Source organism: Methylomagnum sp., assembly GCF_054333355.1.
In genome coordinates this window covers 1-18722 of the sequence record NZ_JBTEKS010000042.1, presented here as the reverse complement: position 1 = coordinate 18722, position 18722 = coordinate 1, and the positions used below count along the sequence as shown (strand labels likewise).

General features: G+C 62.3%; 16 protein-coding genes. 11 read left to right on the top strand and 5 right to left on the bottom strand.

What is annotated here, in order from left to right:
* The coding region (locus ACXWUF_RS05530; protein WP_458493669.1) for a dihydroxyacetone kinase subunit DhaK at window positions 1–351 on the top strand (351 nt) is incomplete at its 5' end.
* Complete coding sequence (locus ACXWUF_RS05525; RefSeq protein ID WP_458493668.1) at window positions 348–1187, top strand: SWIM zinc finger family protein; 840 nt, start codon at window positions 348–350, stop codon at window positions 1185–1187. The genes ACXWUF_RS05530 and ACXWUF_RS05525, both read left to right, overlap by 4 nt.
* A gap of 161 nt (window positions 1188–1348) precedes the next feature.
* Here ACXWUF_RS05525 and lgt read toward each other — a convergent pair whose 3' ends face one another.
* Together lgt and ACXWUF_RS05515 are read right to left on the bottom strand one after the other, a co-directional pair.
* Complete coding sequence (gene lgt, locus ACXWUF_RS05520) at window positions 1349–2152, bottom strand: prolipoprotein diacylglyceryl transferase (RefSeq protein ID WP_458493667.1); 804 nt, start codon at window positions 2150–2152, stop codon at window positions 1349–1351.
* Between the two features lie 305 nt (window positions 2153–2457).
* Window positions 2458–2892, bottom strand: a complete 435-nt coding sequence (locus ACXWUF_RS05515) for a hypothetical protein (protein WP_458493666.1) — start codon at window positions 2890–2892, stop codon at window positions 2458–2460.
* A 43-nt stretch (window positions 2893–2935) separates the two neighbouring features.
* Here ACXWUF_RS05515 and ACXWUF_RS05510 point away from each other — a divergent pair, with 43 nt between their 5' ends.
* The 4 genes from ACXWUF_RS05510 to ACXWUF_RS05495 all read left to right on the top strand — a co-directional run bounded on the left by ACXWUF_RS05510 (window position 2936) and on the right by ACXWUF_RS05495 (window position 10146).
* Entirely contained in the window at window positions 2936–3250 is a 315-nt protein-coding gene (locus ACXWUF_RS05510) for a hypothetical protein (protein WP_458493665.1), read from the top strand.
* Between the two features lie 96 nt (window positions 3251–3346).
* A complete protein-coding gene (locus ACXWUF_RS05505; RefSeq protein WP_458493664.1) occupies window positions 3347–9142 on the top strand; it encodes an alpha-2-macroglobulin family protein in 5796 nt (1931 codons plus the stop codon).
* Window positions 9143–9359: 217 nt separating this feature from the next.
* Complete coding sequence (locus ACXWUF_RS05500) at window positions 9360–9614, top strand: hypothetical protein (protein ID WP_458493663.1); 255 nt, start codon at window positions 9360–9362, stop codon at window positions 9612–9614.
* A gap of 226 nt (window positions 9615–9840) precedes the next feature.
* Complete coding sequence (locus ACXWUF_RS05495) at window positions 9841–10146, top strand: hypothetical protein (RefSeq protein ID WP_458493662.1); 306 nt, start codon at window positions 9841–9843, stop codon at window positions 10144–10146.
* A 17-nt stretch (window positions 10147–10163) separates the two neighbouring features.
* Here the strand turns inward: ACXWUF_RS05495 and pbpC are convergent, their stop codons facing one another.
* Entirely contained in the window at window positions 10164–12311 is a 2148-nt protein-coding gene (gene pbpC, locus ACXWUF_RS05490) for a penicillin-binding protein 1C (protein WP_458493661.1), read from the bottom strand.
* Window positions 12312–12421: 110 nt separating this feature from the next.
* Between pbpC and ACXWUF_RS05485 the strand changes: the two genes are divergently transcribed.
* Window positions 12422–13372: a CPBP family intramembrane glutamic endopeptidase gene (locus ACXWUF_RS05485; protein WP_458493660.1), complete on the top strand. Its 951-nt coding sequence runs from the start codon at window positions 12422–12424 to the stop codon at window positions 13370–13372.
* Here the strand turns inward: ACXWUF_RS05485 and ACXWUF_RS05480 are convergent.
* Window positions 13369–13779, bottom strand: a complete 411-nt coding sequence (locus tag ACXWUF_RS05480) for a DUF4259 domain-containing protein (protein WP_458493659.1) — start codon at window positions 13777–13779, stop codon at window positions 13369–13371. The two genes, ACXWUF_RS05485 and ACXWUF_RS05480, sit on opposite strands and share 4 nt — an antisense overlap.
* Window positions 13780–14040: 261 nt before the next feature.
* Here ACXWUF_RS05480 and cmoA point away from each other — a divergent pair, with 261 nt between their 5' ends.
* The 4 genes from cmoA (at window position 14041) to ACXWUF_RS05460 (ending at window position 17972) form a co-directional block, all read left to right on the top strand.
* Window positions 14041–14766, top strand: coding sequence for a carboxy-S-adenosyl-L-methionine synthase CmoA (gene cmoA, locus ACXWUF_RS05475; RefSeq protein ID WP_458493658.1), 726 nt, complete (start codon window positions 14041–14043; stop codon window positions 14764–14766).
* Window positions 14763–15554, top strand: a complete 792-nt coding sequence (locus tag ACXWUF_RS05470; RefSeq protein ID WP_458493657.1) for a methyltransferase family protein — start codon at window positions 14763–14765, stop codon at window positions 15552–15554. The genes cmoA and ACXWUF_RS05470 overlap by 4 nt, the downstream gene beginning before the upstream one ends.
* Before the next feature lie 407 nt (window positions 15555–15961).
* Entirely contained in the window at window positions 15962–16549 is a 588-nt protein-coding gene (locus ACXWUF_RS05465) for a DUF1294 domain-containing protein (protein ID WP_458493656.1), read from the top strand.
* A gap of 154 nt (window positions 16550–16703) precedes the next feature.
* On the top strand, window positions 16704–17972 hold the full coding sequence (locus ACXWUF_RS05460) for a hypothetical protein (protein ID WP_458493655.1): 1269 nt from the start codon (window positions 16704–16706) through the stop codon (window positions 17970–17972).
* Between the two features lie 72 nt (window positions 17973–18044).
* On the opposite strand, the gene ACXWUF_RS05455 is transcribed toward ACXWUF_RS05460, so the two are convergent.
* Window positions 18045–18668 (bottom strand): glutathione S-transferase family protein, encoded by a 624-nt coding sequence (locus tag ACXWUF_RS05455; protein WP_458493654.1) that lies wholly within the window; start codon window positions 18666–18668, stop codon window positions 18045–18047.
* Between the last annotated feature and the right edge of the window lie 54 nt (window positions 18669–18722).

Sequence of the window (18722 nt, the reverse complement as noted above, 5' to 3'; positions counted from 1 at the left end):
ATCCACGGCGAACCGGGCCGACGTCGCGAGGCCATGCGGCCCGCCGATGCCCTCGCCGCCGACTTGGTGGCGGCTATGTTGGAAGACCTGAAGCCCGAGAGCGGCAGCGAAGCGCTGTTGCTGGTCAACGGCTTCGGCGGCACGCCCTTGATGGAGCTTTATTTGCTCTACTGCACAGCGGCCCGGCTGTTGAAAGAACGGGGCGTGAATGTGACTCGCTCGCTGGTCGGCAACTACGTCACCTCCCTGGAAATGGCCGGGGCTTCCATCACGGTTTGCTTGCTGGATGAGGAAATCCGCCAGCATTGGGATTCGCCCGTGCATACGGCGGCGTTGCGCTGGGGCCGATGAGCAAGCTTGGCAAAACCTGGTGGGGCCGTCGCTTCATCGAAGGGCTGGAATCATTCACTGAAATAGGGCGGCTGGCGCGGGGTCGGCAATATGTTGGCGGGCATCGCATTACCCGCTGGGAGGTGCGGGGCAACCGGGTCGAGGCGAGCATCCGGGGCAAGGTGAGTCCTTACTACGGCGTTTTCGAGGAGCCGGTGTACGAGACGTCCATCGAGTTCGTCCCCATCCCGGACTCCGCCTGGGCCGAGGCCATCGGGCATATTGGCGAGCGGGCGGGCTTCCTGTCCCGGCTGTTGTTCAATGAGATGCCGGACGAGATCGAGAAGCCCCTGGCGGAACTCGGCCTCAGTCTTCTGCCCAGTAGCCGGAAGGATATTCGTGCCCGCTGCACCTGCCCGGATCAGGAAAATCCCTGTAAGCATGTCGCGGGGCTTTATTACCTGCTGGCGGCGCGGCTGGACCAGGACCCATTCTTGCTGTTCGAACTGCGCGGGCTATCCCACGGGGATTTGGTGCGGCGGCTCAAGGCCACGCCGCTGGGTTCGGCCCTGGCCGCCGCGTTGACGGAAGAGGCGGGCGAATTGCGTCCGGCCCAGTCCTATTTCACCCGCCCGGAACCCGCGGAATCGCCCACCGCCATCTCGCCCAGGGATTTCTGGCGTGGCGCCAAGCGTTTGCCGCCGGGCGTCGAGCCGCCGCAGCCAGCGGCGGTTCCCGGCATTCTCATCCGCAAGGGCGGCGATTACCCGCGCTTCTGGGACAAGGACGAGTCCTTTGTGGAAGTGATGGACGCGCTTTACGAGCAGGTGCGGAAGAAGGCCAAGGATTGGCTGTGAAGCCGTTCGCTTCGGTTTCGCTCAGCGGGCGGCAAAGCCTTTGGCTCCTGCGGGGAAATGGATTAAGCCCCGCAAGCCCATCTTTTGTGGGAGCGGTTTCTAACCGCGATTCTCGGTGCCTTTCGCGGTTGAAAACCGCCCCCACGGGCGAGGCTTCACTTTTAATTCAAGACGGGTGAGCTTGAACGGTGGCACCAATAAGCCCAACCGATCAAATAAGCGCCAAAGATAATCATAGGGAATGTAAGCACCTGACCCATGGTCAGCCAGCCGAAGGCGAGGTAGCCGATATGGGCGTCGGGCAGCCGAACGAATTCCACGGCGAAGCGGAAGAAGCCATAGCACAGCAGAAACATTCCGCTCACGGCGCGGCACGGCGGCGATTGGCGGCGGAACCAGTGCAGGATGAGGAATAGCACGACGCCTTCCAGGAAAGCCTCGTAAAGCTGGGACGGGTGACGCGGCTCAATGCCCGCCCCCGGAAAGATCACCGCCCAGGGCGCGTCGGTGGGCTTGCCCCACAATTCCCCGTTGATGAAATTCCCGATCCGCCCGGCGAACAGCCCGATGGGGACATAGGGCGCAATAAAATCGGTCACTTCGAAAAGCCGACTCCCAACCCGCCGGGCGAACAGCCACATGCCGACCAGCGCCCCCAGCAAGCCGCCGTGGAAGGCCATGCCTCCTTCCCAGACACGGAACAAGATCAGCGGGTCTTCCAACACGGCGGGCAAGTTATAAAACAAGATGTAGCCCAGCCGACCACCGATGACCAGCCCTAAGGCCGTGTAGAAAATCAAATCCTCGATTTGCTCGACGGTCCAGGGAAACCCAGGCTGCTTCGCCCTTTGTCGGGCGAGGAACCACGCCGAGCCGATGCCGATGACATACATCAGCCCATACCAATGAATTTTTAATGGGCCGATAGCGATGGCAACGGGGTCGATGTTTGGGTAGGACAGCATTCGAAACTTCCTCGGATTTTGGGGTTACGGCGAGATTCCGGCAGAGCCGATAACCGTCCACAGGGCTGGGGAGCCGGAGCGGGGGCGGAGTATCGTGATGATGGATTGTTCGATTCAGCCAATCCGGCGGCTGATTCACCAGGGGGCGGGGGGTGAGATACGGGCCGGACTATACCATGTTCGGGTTAGGCTTTTCCGTGGCGCTTTAAGGCCGTGCCGAGCAGGCGTTCAGAGCAATCCGGTCTGGCAAGCGGCGGATGGCCGTTACGATGCGAAGCACGGGCCTGTCGGCAATGCGCTGAGGCTCATCCTTCTTTCGCGATGAGCGTGCCAGCGGCGATCAGGGCGGTTCCTTGATAGGCCGAGAACACGCCCCGCGAGGTCTTCCGAGAGCGTATCTGGACTTTAACTACGAATTGGATTTCCCCATTGGCATCTAGCGCGCTTCCGAATTTCAAATCCTCGAACTCCATGAGCGAGAGGGCGGAACCGCGCAGTGGCGAGCCTTGCTGATACCCATCGGACGCCAACACGGCCCGCATGACCTGGACCGCGCCTTCCAGCACCCATTCCAAGAGCACATTCCCGTCTAGCCACCGACTCCGCGCCAGTTGTTCGGACGGCAGGCTGACATAGCCCGTTCCCGAAAATCCTGGAGTTTCGATGCAGACCAGCCGTGGCTCAAAGAATTTCGGTCGGCCCGGGCCATTGTTCGCGTAAGCATAGCTCTCGGGTTTCATGGGGGTTCGCCGTTCAATATTTCGTCGAAAGCAATGGTGCCGGATGGACCGGGCCACCGTGCGCGGTGGGAATTCAACCCCACTGACGTTAACGAAGATGAATTCCGGTGGCGAGAATCTACGAAATATTCATGCTAGGCGATGTGAACCTGTGCCGTTATTTTTGGTGAATATTCACATCGAAACCGGCTTGATTTTTGCCGTGCAGCGAGCCGCTCCGCCCGCTGGGCTTTTCTCGCCCGCGCATTCCCTAGACTCGATGTTTAGAGCGTTTTCAACATGGGTGTACGGCAGCGGGAAGGCCGACTCGGTTTCGCAAGCCGAGTCGGCCTATGTGAACGCCGCAAACCCAAAATGAAAATGCTCTAATGGCGTTGCCCCCTATGGGGAAGCCTCCATACTATTTCTTCCAGAATCCTCCCTCGCCTTAAAACCCCACAAGAGGGCATCCACCATGCTGCGCACTTTGTTGCTCCTGCTGTTCGTCATCGGTCAGGTTTTCGCGGACGAGGCCAAAGTGCCCCGGACCCGCGTCGAAGCCTTCTCCCCGCAAGGCACAGTGAAGGGCGTGCGCCAAGTGACGGCCCGGTTCACCGAAGCCATGGTCGCCTTGGGCGATCCACGCCTGCCCGCACCGTTCGAAGTGGATTGCCCTGGGAAGGGGGCGGGTCGCTGGGCCGATACCCGCAACTGGGTTTACGACTTTGAGCAGGATTTGCCCGCCGGACTGGTTTGCCGTTTCAAGCTGAAGCCCGGACTTCATTCCCTGGCTGGCAGGCCGCTGGCCGGGGCAACGGACTTCGCTTTCGACACCGGCGGGCCAGCCATCCGTGCATCCTTGCCCGAGGAGGGCGCCACCCGCATCGACGAGCGGCAAGCGTTCGTGCTGGCCTTGGACGCTCCGGCCAATCCCGAATCCATCCGCGTCCATGCCCGGTGCGAGATCACCGGCTTATCCGAGCAGGTGGACGTGGACATCTTGAGCGGCAAAGAACGGGAGGACATCCTCGCTCAGCGTCGAGAGCTTGGTTATGCCTATTACGGCCTGTTGTGGAAAGACGGCGAGGAATTGCTGGCCCGGGTCAAAGATGATGCTTTGCAAAAAGCCGAGTCCTTGCTGGTGGTGTTGCAATGCCGCCGCGCCCTGCCGCCTGACACCGAAGTGCGATTGATCTGGGAGGCGGGCATCCGGGCCGACAGCGGCGTGGCGACGGTGCAGGATCACGTGTTGAATTTCAAAACCCGCCCCAATTTCACTGCCCGGCTCCAATGCCAGCGCGTCAATGCCCAGGCGGCCTGTTTGCCCATGCTGCCCATGCAATTGTCGTTCAGCGCCCCGGTCAAGGCGGAAGACCTGATGCGGGTACGAATCGTCGATGGCGCTGGCAAAGCCTATCCCGCCGATCCCATCGACGCGGCGAAAACACCCTATGCGGACGAGGTGCAATTGCGTGGGCCATTCCCCGAGAAGGCGCGACTCAAGGTTGAACTGCCAGCGGACTTCCGGGACGACGCCGGGCGTCCGCTGGAAAACGCCGCCCGTTTCCCCTTGCCCACGGCCACGGACGAATACCCGCCGCTCGCCAAGTTCTCCGGCGATTTCGGCATCATCGAGCGGGAGGCGGGCGGCATTCTGCCGGTGACGTTGCGCAATCTGGAGTCCGCCGTGGCCGGACGGCGGATCGTGGTGGAAGCGCAGAACGGCGTTCCCGGTCAGGTGAAGCGGCTGGATCAAAGCGATGGGGAAATCGCCCATTGGATCGAACGGGTGAGGGAAGCCGGTAGCCTACGGGGCGAGTGGGTCGAGGGCGGGCCGGATGGCAAATCGATCTGGAGGGAAGCCACGGGTTCGGAATCCGTATTCGGCGCGGATGATAAGCCGGAGCCAATCACTTTGCCCAAGCCATTGGGCGAGAAGGAGTTCGAGGTCGTGGGTATTCCGCTGGAGAAATCCGGCTTCTATGTGGTGGAACTGGCGAGCCCCAAGCTGGGCGCTTCGCTGTTGGGCGAGAACAAGCCGCGCTACGTGGCGACGGCGGCGCTGGTGAGCAATCTGGCCGTGCATTTCAAATGGGGGCGGGAAGCCTCGGTGATTTGGGTGACGACGCTGGATCAGGCCGGGCCAGTGAAGGGCGCGGTGATCCGGGTCAGCGATTACTGTTCCGGCAAACTCTTGTGGGAGGGGCAATCCGGCGAGGACGGCGTCGCCCGGATCGGTGCCGGTGTGCTGGGCACGCCCCATAGCGGTTCTGGCTGCTACAGCGACACGCCCGCGCCGCTGTTCGTCAGCGCCCGCACCTCCGATGACCTGGGGTTCACGGTGTCGTCGTGGAACAAGGGCATTCAGCCCACCGATTTCAACCTGCGCACCGCCGAGTACGTGGGACCGGAATTGGCCCACACGGTGCTGGACCGGGCGCTGTTTCGGGCGGGCGAGACTGTGAGCATGAAGCACTTCCTGCGCCGCCACACACTGCAAGGCTTCGGCCTGCCGGAAACGTTCGCGCCGGACGCCATCGAAATCACTCATGCCGACAGCGGCCAACAGTACAAGCTCCCGGTCCAATTCGACGGCCTCGGCATCGCCGAAACCACTTGGGCTATCCCCAAGGATGCCAAACTGGGTGTTTACAACATCGCGATGCTGGACCAAAAGCAGAGTCAGCGCTTCGAGTCTGGTATGTTCCATGTGGAACAATTCCGCCTGCCCACCATGAAGGCCGTGATCCAGCCCCCGGCTGAGCCGCTGGTGAATGCGCATTCGGCGCCGTTGGATTTGTTCGTGGCCTATCTGAGCGGCGGCGGGGCGGGGAATGCGCCTGTAAAATTGCGGACCTTGGTGGAAGCCAAGGCCGTGCAATTCCCGAAGTATCCCGACTACAACTTTGGCGGCGATCCGGTGCGGGAAGGCGTCACCCAAGAGGCGGACTCGCCCGACGAGGAAGCCACCCCGACCCACAAGCCCGGCCAAGTGTTGGCGCTGACGCTGGACGCTCAAGGGGCGCAGCGGGCCACGCTCACCGACTTGCCGGTTAGCCCCAAACCCCAAGACCTCATCGCCGAACTGGAATATCAAGACGCCAATGGCGAACTGGAAGCCGTGACCCAGCGCATTCCTTTGTGGCCCGCCAAGCTCAATCTGGGGCTGCGCACCGAGGGCTGGGCCGCTTCCCGGGATCAATTGCGCTTCCGGGTCGTGGCGCTGGACTTGGCCGGTAAACCTGCCGCCGGACGGCGGGTAAGTGTGGAACTGTTCCAGCGCACTTATTACTCCTACCGCAAGCGGCTTATCGGCGGCTTTTACGCCTACGACAACCGCTCCGAAGTGAAACGCATCGACGGTGCTTGCAAAGGCGACACCGATGAGCAGGGCTTATTGCTCTGCGCCTTGGCCCCGGAGGCCACGGGCGAAATCCTGCTTCAAGCCAAGGCCAAGGATGACCAAGGCAATGAGACCGTGACCGTGACCAGCGCTTGGGTCGCGGGGGAGGAGGACTGGTGGTTTGAAGGCGGGTCCGCCGACCGCATGGATGTGCTGCCGGAAAAGAAGGAATACGAACCCGGCGACACCGCCCGATTCCAGGTGCGGATGCCGTTCCGCGAAGCCACGGCCTTGGTCAGCGTGGAACGGGAGGGCGTGGCGGAAACCTTCATCACCCGGCTGTCCGGCAAGACGCCAGTGATTGACGTGCCGATCCAGGCCCATCATTCGCCCAACGTGTTTGTCTCGGTGCTGGCGGTGCGGGGCCGGGTGGGTGCCACCCAATCCTGGCTGGCGGACATGGCGCGGAAACTCCATCTGCCTTGGCGGATGGACGGCGGCACGCCCACGGCCCTGGCCGATTTAGGCAAGCCCGCCTACCGGCTCGGTAACGCTGAAATCAAAGTGGGCTGGAATCCGCACCGATTGAATGTGAAGGTTGAACCGGCGACATCCGTCCACAAGGTCCGCGACACCGCCAAGGTGAAGCTGGCGGTCAAGCGGGCCGACGGGGGTCCGTTGCCCGTTGGCAGCGAAGTCGCCCTGGCGGCGGTGGACGAAGCCCTGCTGGAACTCAAGCCGAACGCTTCCTGGCAATTGCTGGAAAAAATGATGGGCGTCCGTCCCGTCGAGGTTTTCACGTCCACCGCCCAAATGCAGGTGGTGGGCAAGCGCCATTATGGCCGCAAGGCCGTCCCTCATGGTGGTGGCGGAGGTCGGCAGGCGGCGCGAGAATTGTTCGACACCCTGCTGCTGTGGAAGGGCCGACTGCCGCTCGACGCCCAAGGCGAGGCCGAAGTGGAAATCCCTCTCAACGATTTACTCACGTCTTTCCGGGTCGTGGCCGTCGCCAGTGGCGAACTCGGCCTGTTTGGCACCGGCTCGGGCACCCTGCGCACGAGCCAGGATTTAATCCTCCACTCGGGTCTCCCGCCCTTGGTGCGGGAGGGCGACCGGCTGCGCGGCATTTTCACGGTACGGAATGCCTCTCAGCGCACCCTGACATTTTCCACCGAGGCGAAAATTTTCACCGAAGCCGGAACCGCCTTGCCCGAGTTTCCACCCCGAAATATCGAACTCGCCCCCGGCGGCGCCCAGGAGTTGGGTTTTGAACTCACCGTGCCGGTGGGTGCCGGGAAGCTGTCGTGGGAAATCCTGGCGAGGGAGGCGAACGGAGTGGCGGAGGACCGCCTGCGGGTGAAGCAGGACGTGATCCCGGTGCATCCCGTGCGGGTCTTTCAGGCCACGTTGGAGCAATTGGACAAGCCGCTCAGCCTGGAAGTACAGGAACCGGCGGACGCGGTGCCGGGACGGGGCGGGGTGCGGGTGGACCTGCAAGCCCGTTTGGGCGACGCCACCGCTGGCGTCGCCGATTACATGGCCCGTTATCCCTATAACTGCTTGGAGCAACAGGTTTCCCGCGCTGTCGCCTTGCGGGATGAATCCCGTTGGCGGGGCGTCATGGATTCATTGCCCGCCTATCTGGACCGGGACGGCTTGCTCAAGTATTTCCCCAGCGATAGCCTGGAAGGCAGCGACGTTCTGAGCGCCTATGTTCTCGCCATCGCCCACGAATCCGGTTGGGAGTTGCCCGAGCGGGCGCGGGGCCGGATCAGCGAGGCGCTGAAAAACTTCGTGGCCGGACGTCTGCTACGGGATTCGGCCCTGCCCACGGCGGACCTGTCCATCCGCAAGCTGGCCGCGATCAACGCCCTGGCCCGTTACGGCGAAGCCACGCCCGAGTTGCTCGGTTCCATCACCATCGAACCCAACCTGTGGCCCACTTCGGCGGTGCTGGACTGGTACGACTTGTTGGCCCGGCTGGAAGGCATTCCGCACCGGGACGAGCGCAAGACCGAGGCCGAACAAATCCTCCGCGCCCGGCTCAATTTTCAGGGCACCACGCTGGGGTTTTCCACCGAGCGGGACGATGCCCTGTGGTGGTTGATGCTGTCCGGCGATGTGAATGCGGCGCGGATGGTGCTGGCTGCGGTGAAGGAGCCGACTTGGCGGGCGGATGTTCCCCGCTTGGTGCGCGGTGCGGTGGGGCGGCAGCAAATGGGGCGCTGGAACATCACCACCGCCAATGCTTGGGGCGTGCTGGCCTTGGAAAAATTCAGCGCCGCCTTCGAGTCGGTCCCGGTGACGGGACAAACTCAGGCCACCCTCGCGGGCACGACGCGGGGCTTTGCTTGGCAAGCGGACAGCCGGCGTGGCAGCCTGAATTTCTCCTGGCCGGAAGGCCCAGCCCCGTTGAGCCTTCGCCACGCAGGCACCGGCAAGCCTTGGGTCACGATTCAATCCAAGGCCGCCCTACCGCTGACCGAGCCGCTTTCCTCCGGCTTCAAGTTGCGGCGTACGATGACGCCCGTCGAGCAAAAACAGCCGGGTATCTGGACGCGGGGCGACACGGCCCGCGTGACCCTGGTGCTGGACGCTCAGTCGGACATGACCTGGGTGGTGGTGGATGATCCTATTCCGTCCGGGGCCACGGTTCTCGGCACGGGTTTGGGTCGCGATGCGCAATTGCTGACGCGGGGCGAGAAGCGGGAAGGCTCGGCTTGGCCTGCCTACGAGGAGCGCCGCTTCGACGCTTTCCGCGCTTACTATCGCTTCGTGCCCAAGGGCCAATGGACGGTGGAATACACGGTGCGCCTCAACAATCCGGGCCGGTTTGAGCTGCCCGCCACCCGCATCGAAGCGCTCTATGCGCCGGAGATGTTCGGGGAATATCCGAACGAGGCGGTGGAGGTGAGGCCGGCGCAGTAATTGACGCCGGTTAATCGCGCAACGCCTGGAACGGTTGTTCCCCCTCTCGCCTTTGGGAGAGGGGATAGCGCCGCCCGGCCCGCCACCGCCCTTGCCTAATGTTTAGAAAGGCGGTATCAACGGGCCGACAGGAGGATCGGGGAATGAGGAATGTTCCAAACACCATCATCAAAAAGGGCGGATACACGCCCATCATCAACTCAACGAGGAGAGAGCTATGACCAGCATCACCTGCCCGGCCTGCGCCGCGCAAGTTCCTGACCCAGCCACGGTTTGCACCCGTTGTGGAAAACCCTTGCCATCGTCCAACACGCCGGACGCGCCCGTCCGCCACGCCAGAGGCAAGGTGCTGATTATCGCCACGCTGTTTCTCGCCGCCGCTGTCATCGCCACGGTGATGGGCGCGTGGTGGGGACCGGCCTTGCTGTTCCCCGGTGCCGTTGTGTTCATGTTGGGCCAGTTCTTGGCCTGATTATGCGAACAATATGGGTGGGCGGCAGGGGTCGGCCCACCCTCGGCCTTGCTCGCTTTCTCGAAATCCGGCGGATTACCCTAAAGGGTGATGCCCGCTCGACGGATGGGGCTGTTAGACTTGCCCGCATTGCCGTCACTGGGATTTTTATTAAGCACGGTGGCTCCCCCGGACGATTCGCGCTTTTTCGCGCTAGCCGGGACGATTCATCGCAGGGAGGCTTGTCATGAATACATGGATTCCATCGCTCGCCGCGTCCGCGCTGCTGCTGAGTTCCGCCGTCAAGGCCGACAACGGTTTGTCCACCGCTGGCGGTCATCTTTATCCAGCACAGCCACTATCCGGCTCATTTAGCGCCTCGCGGAGCCAAGCGGGTCTTGGCCATCCGCTCCCGTCTTTGTTTCAACCCCAGCCAGTGGGTTCTTCGAATGGCTTGCCGGGCGCGGGAACGCAACCCGCCAAAGGAGAAGAGCAACCCGGCCTGGATGACGACCCCGAGCCACCTACCGAAGAACCGGAAGAGGAGGAATAGTCGATGCCGTCATCGTCCTACGGCCTTGGTCCACGCACTTGGAAGCGCACGGCGTCCAGCGCTTCGCCATTCCGTGATTTAAGCTCCAGGACATGACTGCCGGGGCGGGGTAGCCAGGCCAATGGGCGGCTGGCCGATCCAAGTTCAGTGCCATCCAGCACGAATGCCGCCTGTTCTCCCCCTCGCGCTTTGATCCAGACTTGCTGATGGGTGGCGGGAATATCCGGGTCCAAGGCGATGATGACCCCACGGGGCGGCGATTCGATATGCGGCGAATAATGGCCCGAATTCGCTAGCCGAACCTCGTCCATTTCCGTGCCCGCCATGAACCATTCGCGGCGGGGCGGCTCGATGGCTGGCTCGAAATGGATAGGACGGGCCGCTATTTCAGCGGGCGGGGTGGGCGCGTCACTTGCCTCCGACCCGTGCAAGGCATTCATGATCGCCAGCCACGCGGGGGCCGCTCCGGTGACGCCGGACACGCTCCGCATGGCGTCGCCCTCAAAATTCCCCACCCACACGCCCACCGTGTAGCGGCGGCTGAAGCCGACGCACCAGTTGTCCCGCATGTTCTTGCTGGTTCCAGTTTTCACCGCCGTCCAGTAGCGGGTGGCGAGCGGGCTGTCCAGGCCGAAGGTCACGGATCGGCCCGCGCCGTCGCTGAGTATGTCGGCGATGGTGAAAGCGGCGGCGGGATCCATGGCTCGGCGCGGCTCCTCGGCTGGCGCGTCCGCTTGTAGTCGGAGGGGCGTCCACCGCCCGCCATTCGCCAAGCTTCGATAGGCATTGACCTGTTCCGGCAGGCTTACCTCCGCCGAACCGAGCGCCAGGGAAAACCCGTAATATTCGCCGCTTTCCGTCAGCCCGGCGTAGCCCAAGTCCCGCAGCCGGTCACGGAAACGTTCCACGCCCACCAGAACCAGGGTCCGCACCGCTGGCACATTCAGGGACGAGGCCAAGGCCGTGCGCACGCTGACCGGGCCTTTGAAGTCGCGGTCGTAGTTTTGGGGAATGTAGAGTCCGGTGGTGGTTTCCAGGTTGACGGGCGAGTCGTCCAGCACCGACGCGGCGGTCAGGTAGCGTTGCTCCAGGGCCAAGCCGTACAAGAAGGGCTTGAGCGTGGAGCCAGCTTGACGTCGGGCTGCCGCGCCGTCAATGTGGGGCGACCGCGAGTCGGTCCCGGCGGAGCCAACGTAGGCCAGAATTTCCCCGCTGGCGTTGTCGGCGACCACGGCGGCACCATCCCGGACGTTCTGTCCACTCAATCCCGCCAATTGCTGTTGCACCGCGCTCAAGGCAATGCGCTGCCAGCGGGCGTCCAAGGTGGTCCGTGTCCGCTGGCCGGGATTTTTCAGGAATCGCCGGGCTAGGGCTGGGGCTAGGTTGGACTCCGGCGTTATGGCCGGTGGTTTGTTTAAAGCGGTGGTGGCCAGGGCCGCAAGCCGATGATGTTCCACATGGAACATTCCCGCCGAAGCGATGGCGGAAGCGCGGCTTAAAAGCCGGGCGGAATCAACCTTGGGCGAAGGCAGCAGCGCGGCCAGCAGCACCGATTCCGCCTCGTCCAGCCCCGAAGGATGCTTGCCGAACAGCCCCCGCGCTGTGGCCGCGATGCCTTGCAGTTCGCCCCGGAATCCAGCCAGATTGAAATAAGCCTCCAGGATTTGAGGCTTGGTCCAATCCCGTTCCAGCGCCAAAGCGACACTCATTTGCCGAAGCTTCTGCGGAAGGCTCCGGCCTCCCCGATGGTTCAAATTGGGTTCCAGGAAAGCGGCCAACTGCATGGTCAAGGTGCTGGCGCCCCGTCGACGGCCATGCAGCACACGGTCGGCCAAAGCCCCGGCGACCGCCCACGGATCGACGCCGCGATGTTGGTAAAAGCGCCGGTCTTCCGCCATGACGATGGCGCGTGCCAGGGCGGGCGAAATGTCCGTCAGCGGGGTCCATTCCAGTCGCCGCACCGAGGAATTGACCCGTAGGGTTTGAATGACTTCGCCGTGCCGGTCGAGAAGGTAAGCCTCCGATGGGGTCCAGCGAGTCCGCGTTGCATCGAAGCCGGGGGGCTGGGTGAGCAGGCTTGATAACCAGACGGCCAGGATCGGTAGCAACACCAGCAGGGCAAGGCCGATGACCGCTCCCAGAAAGAATTTATGAAGTCGCGACATATCCGCCCTGTTTTAACTCGTGTGAGCCAAGATTCAACGCCCCGTTCCCCCCGGAAAACTCATGCTGCTATCCTACCCCTCACCCGATTTCTCCAGATAGCACCGATGCGATGCCTACTCAATCCGAATTCCGCGCCCGGCTTTGGGCCGCGCTACGGACGGACTCGACCAAGCCGAGCCTGAAATCCGTGCCGACCCACCCAGCCCTGGCAGTGCTTTATCCTTTCTTATATCTACTGGCCTGCGCGGCCATCGCCTCCACGGTGGCCTACCCCCTGTTTCTTCTCATCGGCGGGGACGATGGCCGGGACTTGCGCGTCTTGGTCAGCCGGGGAGGGCAGGTGTTCCTAATCCTCGGGCTTTATTTCATCGCGAAACGGCTGAGGCTGGGCTGGGTCGATCTGGGGTTTGACCGGGCATTCCCGCGCCAATGGATCATCGGCCTGGGGCTGGGCGTTTTGATGCTGGGTTTGCATGTGCTTGGGTTGCTCGCCTTGGACATCCGTGGTTTGAATCTGGATATGCCCCACGGCGGGCGGCTGTTCGCCGTGCTGGGCAAGGCGCTGGCGACGGGTATCGCCGTGGCGCTGCTGGAGGAAATGATTTTCCGGGGCGTGCTGTTCGCGGCCCTGCGGAAGACCACAGGTCCCGTCGCCGCCGTGCTAATCAGCGCGTTTTATTATGCGGGCCTGCATTTCCTGGGCAGTAAGTGGGTGCCGCCGGAGGTGGGCTGGGATACCGGCTTCCAGGTCGCCGTGGCCGGGTTTGCCCATTTGGCGGCCATCACGCCCGACGCCTTTCTCGCCCTGTTCGTGGCTGGCGTGATGCTGGGGTGTGTCCGCAATTTCCTGCCGCGTGGCCTGGGTTATTGCATGGGGCTGCACGCGGGCTGGGTGTTCGTCATCAAGACCGCCAAGCCGTTGACTCATGTCATGCCCAATGCCCACTGGTCATTCCTGGTGAGTGGCTATGACCGGGTGATTGGCTGCCTCTCGGCGGCTTGGCTGGCGGTCTTGATCCTGGTTGGTCTGCTCATGGCCCGGCGCATGGCGCGAATTTAGGCGCGGATACGCTCTTTGAGGTGAGTGACCGCCTCCACCCAGGCATCGCTTTCCTCGCTCTCTTGCCAAAGCTCGAACAGTTCGGACGACTCGCCGAGTATCCGGTCAAGCGCCCGCCGCGCCTTGTTGGCGAGATTGGCCGATGGCACAAGCTTTACCTTGTCCACCCAGTTGTCGGCTGATTTCGAGTATGAATCCCGCAATCCGACATTACCTTGAAGCCGTGCGATGACTTCCGCCGCCGCGATGGCCCGGGTTGCGTCCGACGCTTCCAGATAGTCGTCGCCTGTCGCAAGCACAGCGTCCAGGGTGGATTCGACGAAGTCGAGATGATCGGATTCTTCCAGCTCGTACACCCAATCGCAGGCATCGTCATTGCCAAATGACTCACAAGACCAAGCACCCATGTGTTCCTCCAAAATAAAGCGTAATTATTGAGAATAAATAACCGGGCGATATTCCGTCAAAACCGGAATGGCTGGACAAAACCGACCTTCCCAAGCCGTTCGGAAAAATCGTAACATTCCCCGATGGTTGGCCCAATCGAGGCCATCCGATCCATCGCCCCGAAAGCCTCCGCGTTCCCGTTGCGGATGGCTTAAGCCAAGGGCGATTCCCGTTTCAGGTCGGCTGACTATCCGCTGGCCGGCTCAGCTTCCATGGCCCCAATGAACAAAGACGAAATCTTCAAAGACAAGCGCGACCTGATTCAAAACTTCAATTTCGGCAAGGACACCGCCGCCGTGTTCGACGACATGCTGGACCGCTCGGTGCCCTTCTACGCCGAAGTGCAGCGCATGATGGGCGAAATCGCGGCGGACTTCGCCGTCGAGGGTTCCAACCTCTACGACCTGGGCTGCTCCACCGGCACCACCATGCTGTGGCTGGACCGCCTCGTGCCGGAGGGGGTGAAATTCGTCGGCGTCGATTACTCGCCGGAAATGCTAAACAAGGCCCGCGCCAAGCTGTCCGAACACGGCTTCACCCGGCCCCACGAACTGATTTGCCAGAACCTCGACGACGGCGTCGCCATCGTCAACGCTTCCGTCGTGGTCATGAACCTCACCCTGCAATTCGTCCGCCCGCTGTACCGCGACCGGCTGATCCAGAGCATCGCCAACGGCACCAACACCGGCGGCTGCCTATTGCTGGTGGAAAAGGTGCTGGGCCAGGATTCCACCCTCAACCGGATGTTCATCAAGTACTACTACGACTTCAAGAAGCGCAACGGCTACTCGGAAATGGAAATCGCCCAGAAACGGGAGGCGCTGGAGAACGTCCTCATCCCCTACCACTTCGAGGAAAACCGCGAGTTGCTGCTCCGCAACGGCTTCAAGGCATGCGACGTGTTTTTCCGTTGGTATAACTTCTGCGGAATGCTGGCGATCAAATGAATCCGAATTCCCCCCTTCACAATGCCCTGCTCGCCTCCGGGCAATTCTTCTTCCGGGTCCGCAACGGCCTGTTCCCCGTGGTGCTGCTGACCTTGGTTGTCGTGGCCCGGCCCGCCGAGTGGTTCGGCAACGCCGCCCTGGACACCCTGCTGACGGCGCTCGGTGTGCTGCTCACCCTGGCCGGCGAAGCCTTCCGGCTGATCGTCATCGGCTACGCCTACATCCGGCGCGGCGGCAAGAACAAGCAGGTTTTCGCCAACGAGCTGGTGACGCGCGGCTTCTACGCCCACACCCGCAATCCCATGTACGTGGGCAACTACCTGGTCGTGGTCGGCCTGGCCCTGCTGTTCGGCTCGGCCTGGGTGGTCGCCCTGGTGGCACCCCTGTTCGCCTGGATTTACCTCGCCATCACCACCGCCGAGGAAACCTATCTCCGCGACAAATTCGGCGCGGCCTATGACGACTACGCGAGCCGGGTCAACCGCTTCATCCCCAATCTGGATGGCCTCAAGGACTCCCTGGCCGAGTTCGAATACGACTGGCGCCGCACCCTGGTGAAGGAATACAACACGCTGTGCTTCACGGTCGGCGTGGTGCTGGCCCTGCTGGCCTGGAAGACCTATTACCTCTACGGCTACACGGACCACGCCACCACCGTGCGGTGGCTGGGCGGCGCGATCATCCCGGTGGCGCTGTTCTACATCACGGTGCGGCACTTGAAGAAAACCCGCCGCCTCCAACCGGCCCGCGCCGCCGAGACGGAAGAGGAAATCCGCCCGGCGCAATAGACCGCCTGCTTGCCACCGGGCGCCGCCGGTGCGGCCAGCGGCGCCCCCTCACCTCAATGGCTCGGATCCTATAGCGGTGTTCATTCGGATTCGACGCTCGCCACACCTGTAGGGGCGAATTAATTCGCCCCTACAGGGCGACCCGTCGTATCGAACATGGCTGGAAGTCGCGATAAGTCGGGTCAAAATTTTTCCGATCCATCACGTAAACTCTGTCCGCGAATCTCCGCGCGGGATTCGCGATTCGTATTTAAAAAAACCGTCCAACCAAGAAAGGAACCGCCGAGGATTCCCGTTTTGCGATAATGGCGGCCCCTCCGAGTCCATTCATTTTCTTAGGGAAAACCATGGCCACAGCCGAGAAGCGGACGATACGGAAATTGCTGCCGATGAGGAAAGGATGCATCGTGAAATGGAACGATGAAAAGGGTTTCGGCTTCATCCGCACTGGAGAAGGCGAGGAAGACTATTTCGTTCACATCAGCGCCTTCAAGAAACACCTGAGCCGCCGTCCAGCCGTCGGCGACGAGGTCCAGTTCCGGCCCGCCGATTTGCCGGGTAAAAAGCGCGTGGGGTTCGCGTTGATCGAAGGCGTCGAGTACGCCCCCCCCGAACCCAAGCCCAAGCATTTCGTGCTGGTGCCCAAGCCCCGCTCCTGGACGCTTAATGCGCTCATCATGACGCCGCTGTTCCTGTCCGGCTATTTGTTGGTGCTGGGAAAAAACCCGCTGCCCTTCTTCTCCTATTGCCTGTTCAGCGTTTTGATCCTCTTCCTGTACGGGGCCGACAAGACCCATGCGGCGATTCGGAGTTGGCGGATACCTGAAAGCTACCTACACCTCCTCGAAATTCTGGGCGGCTGGCCCGGTGCCCTGATTGCTCAGAACGCCTTCCGCCATAAAACCCGCAAGTCGGTATACCTGATGATCTTCCACGGCATCATCGCCCTGCATTTGATTGGCTGGGCGGTTTATTTCTACTGGTTTTTCCGGTAGCCGCTTTTCGGAGCGCGGCGGAATTTAAACCCCCTCACCCCAACCCTCCCCCGCTGGAGGGGGAGGAAACGGGCGGCTTTATAAGGCGTCTCAACCATTTCAAAAATCCCAGACCTTCCGTGATAAGGAAGGCAAACCAAATAATGCTACCCCCATGCGACCTTTATTCTGGCTATTCCTTCTCCTGCTGTGCCTGGTGCCGGTCGTCCTGGTGGGCGCGGCGCTGGCGGCGCTTGACGAGCATCCCCTGGTTAACCGCGCTGTCGATTTCAGCCCGGAACGGCTGGCCCAAGGCCAACGCATTCTGGACGGCAACGATCCCCGCAAGCTCAAGCCCGGCGAAATCAAAATGGTGCGGCTCTCCGAGTCCGACCTCGACCTAGCCGCCAATTATTTGGCCCACCGCTTCGCCCATGGCAGCGCCCAAATCCGGTTGCGCTCCAATGTCGCCGGGCTGGCCGTGACCGTGCCCTTGCCAGCGCCCTTGAGCGGGCGATTCGTGAATGTCGTGGCGGAACTGCTGCCGTCGGAGTCCGGCCTGCCGGATTTCGAGAGCCTCAAGATTGGTCGGCTGTCCGTGCCAGCAGGGTTGGCGAATTGGCTAACGGCCTATGCCGTGGCTACCGTGAACGGTCAGGACGCGGTTGACGCCATCGCGGGCGCGGTCAAAAAGGTGGATGTCGCGCCCGGCCAGATGACCGTGGTTTATCAATGGCAGGCCGATTTGCCCGCCCGCCTCAGTTCCGCCATGGTGCCAGCGGAAGAGTTGGAACGATTGCGCTTATATCAGCGGGCCATGATTCAGGCTGGCACCCAGGCGAAGAAGCCAACCAGTCTGGCCGATCTGCTGCCGCCGTTATTCCGACTCGCCGCCGAGCGCTCGGTGGGCAACGGCGATCCCGACCCGGTGGCGGAGAACCGCGCCGCCATCGTGGTGCTGACCTTCTATATCAACCAGCGCGGCTTGGACAAGGTGCTGCCTAACGCCGAACCCTGGCCCAAAGCGGCGGTGCGCACCGTCAAACTCAGTGGCCGGGACGATTTTCCCAAGCACTTCATCATCTCCGCCGCCATTGCGGCCACGGCGGACAGCCCCTTGTCCGACGCCATCGGCTTGTACAAGGAGGTCAAGGATTCGCGGGGCGGGAGTGGCTTTTCTTTCAACGATCTCGCTGCCGACCGGGCAGGCGCCCGCCTGGGGGAAATGGCGAGCGCGAGTCCCGAGGCGGCGTTATATCTTCAAGCCAAGCTGAAGGGGGGCCTGCGGGAACCCGATTTCATACCATCCACGGAGGGCTTGCCGGAATTCATGCCGGAGCCGGAGTTCAAGCGGCGCTTCGGCGGCATTGGGGCACCCGCCTATAACCAGATGATGATGGAGATTGAGCGGCGGGTGGCGGCGTTGCCGCTGTATCAGCGTTAGGGGGCATTTTGAATTACGGAATCCGTTCAGACCGACTCGGTTTTTAAAATCGAGTCGGTCTTCGATTTTTCGTCAAGCGGCGGGCGGGACCGTGGCGGCCCAAGCGGGTAGCGCCTCAACCTGTTTGAACCAGCGGGTGATGTTCGCGTAGTCTTCCAGCGGATACTTGCCCGACACGGCATACATGAGGGACGATGCCACGGCGATGTCCGCCAGGGTCAATCCGTCGCCCACCAGCCAGTCCCGCTCGGCGAGATGACCGTCCAGCACCTTGGCGAAGCGGTGGAATTTCTCCTCGCCCTTGCGGAGTTCCTCGGGATCGGGTTCGCCGCGCCCGAGCATGGGTTTCAGCACGTTCTCGTAGACATAGACCATGCAGGCCGGTGCCCAGGCGGAGGCTTCCCAGAACTGCCAGCGGGCGATGTCGGCGCGGATTTGCACATCCTTGGGATACAGCGGGGTTTCCGTTTGCGATGCGCCCAGGTATTGCAGGATGGCGTTGGACTCCCACAGCGAGAAGTCGCCATCCACCAGGGTGGGCACCTTGCCATGCGGGTTGAGCTTGAGGAATTCGGGGGCTTGTCCCGCCCCGACGAACAGATCGACCAATTCGGCTTCCAGCTCGACGCCGAGCAGGATGGCGGCTATCGAAACCTTGCGGGCGAAGGGCGAGGCGGGGTGGTAGTACAGTTTCATCGGGTTCTCCTGGCTGAGTCGAGGACGGAAAGGCGCGGCGTCCCGGGCCCCCCG

What these genes read in the sequence shown, in the direction of transcription:
- ACXWUF_RS05525 (WP_458493668.1), top strand. Translation starts at nt 348, where the DNA reads ATGAGCAAGCTTGGCAAAACCTGGTGGGGCCGTCGCTTCATCGAAGGG.
- lgt (WP_458493667.1), bottom strand. Translation starts at nt 2,152, where the DNA reads ATGCTGTCCTACCCAAACATCGACCCCGTTGCCATCGCTATCGGCCCA.
- ACXWUF_RS05515 (WP_458493666.1), bottom strand. Translation starts at nt 2,892, where the DNA reads ATGAAACCCGAGAGCTATGCTTACGCGAACAATGGCCCGGGCCGACCG.
- ACXWUF_RS05510 (WP_458493665.1), top strand. Translation starts at nt 2,936, where the DNA reads ATGGACCGGGCCACCGTGCGCGGTGGGAATTCAACCCCACTGACGTTA.
- ACXWUF_RS05505 (WP_458493664.1), top strand. Translation starts at nt 3,347, where the DNA reads ATGCTGCGCACTTTGTTGCTCCTGCTGTTCGTCATCGGTCAGGTTTTC.
- ACXWUF_RS05500 (WP_458493663.1), top strand. Translation starts at nt 9,360, where the DNA reads ATGACCAGCATCACCTGCCCGGCCTGCGCCGCGCAAGTTCCTGACCCA.
- ACXWUF_RS05495 (WP_458493662.1), top strand. Translation starts at nt 9,841, where the DNA reads ATGAATACATGGATTCCATCGCTCGCCGCGTCCGCGCTGCTGCTGAGT.
- pbpC (WP_458493661.1), bottom strand. Translation starts at nt 12,311, where the DNA reads ATGTCGCGACTTCATAAATTCTTTCTGGGAGCGGTCATCGGCCTTGCC.
- ACXWUF_RS05485 (WP_458493660.1), top strand. Translation starts at nt 12,422, where the DNA reads ATGCCTACTCAATCCGAATTCCGCGCCCGGCTTTGGGCCGCGCTACGG.
- ACXWUF_RS05480 (WP_458493659.1), bottom strand. Translation starts at nt 13,779, where the DNA reads ATGGGTGCTTGGTCTTGTGAGTCATTTGGCAATGACGATGCCTGCGAT.
- cmoA (WP_458493658.1), top strand. Translation starts at nt 14,041, where the DNA reads ATGAACAAAGACGAAATCTTCAAAGACAAGCGCGACCTGATTCAAAAC.
- ACXWUF_RS05470 (WP_458493657.1), top strand. Translation starts at nt 14,763, where the DNA reads ATGAATCCGAATTCCCCCCTTCACAATGCCCTGCTCGCCTCCGGGCAA.
- ACXWUF_RS05460 (WP_458493655.1), top strand. Translation starts at nt 16,704, where the DNA reads ATGCGACCTTTATTCTGGCTATTCCTTCTCCTGCTGTGCCTGGTGCCG.
- ACXWUF_RS05455 (WP_458493654.1), bottom strand. Translation starts at nt 18,668, where the DNA reads ATGAAACTGTACTACCACCCCGCCTCGCCCTTCGCCCGCAAGGTTTCG.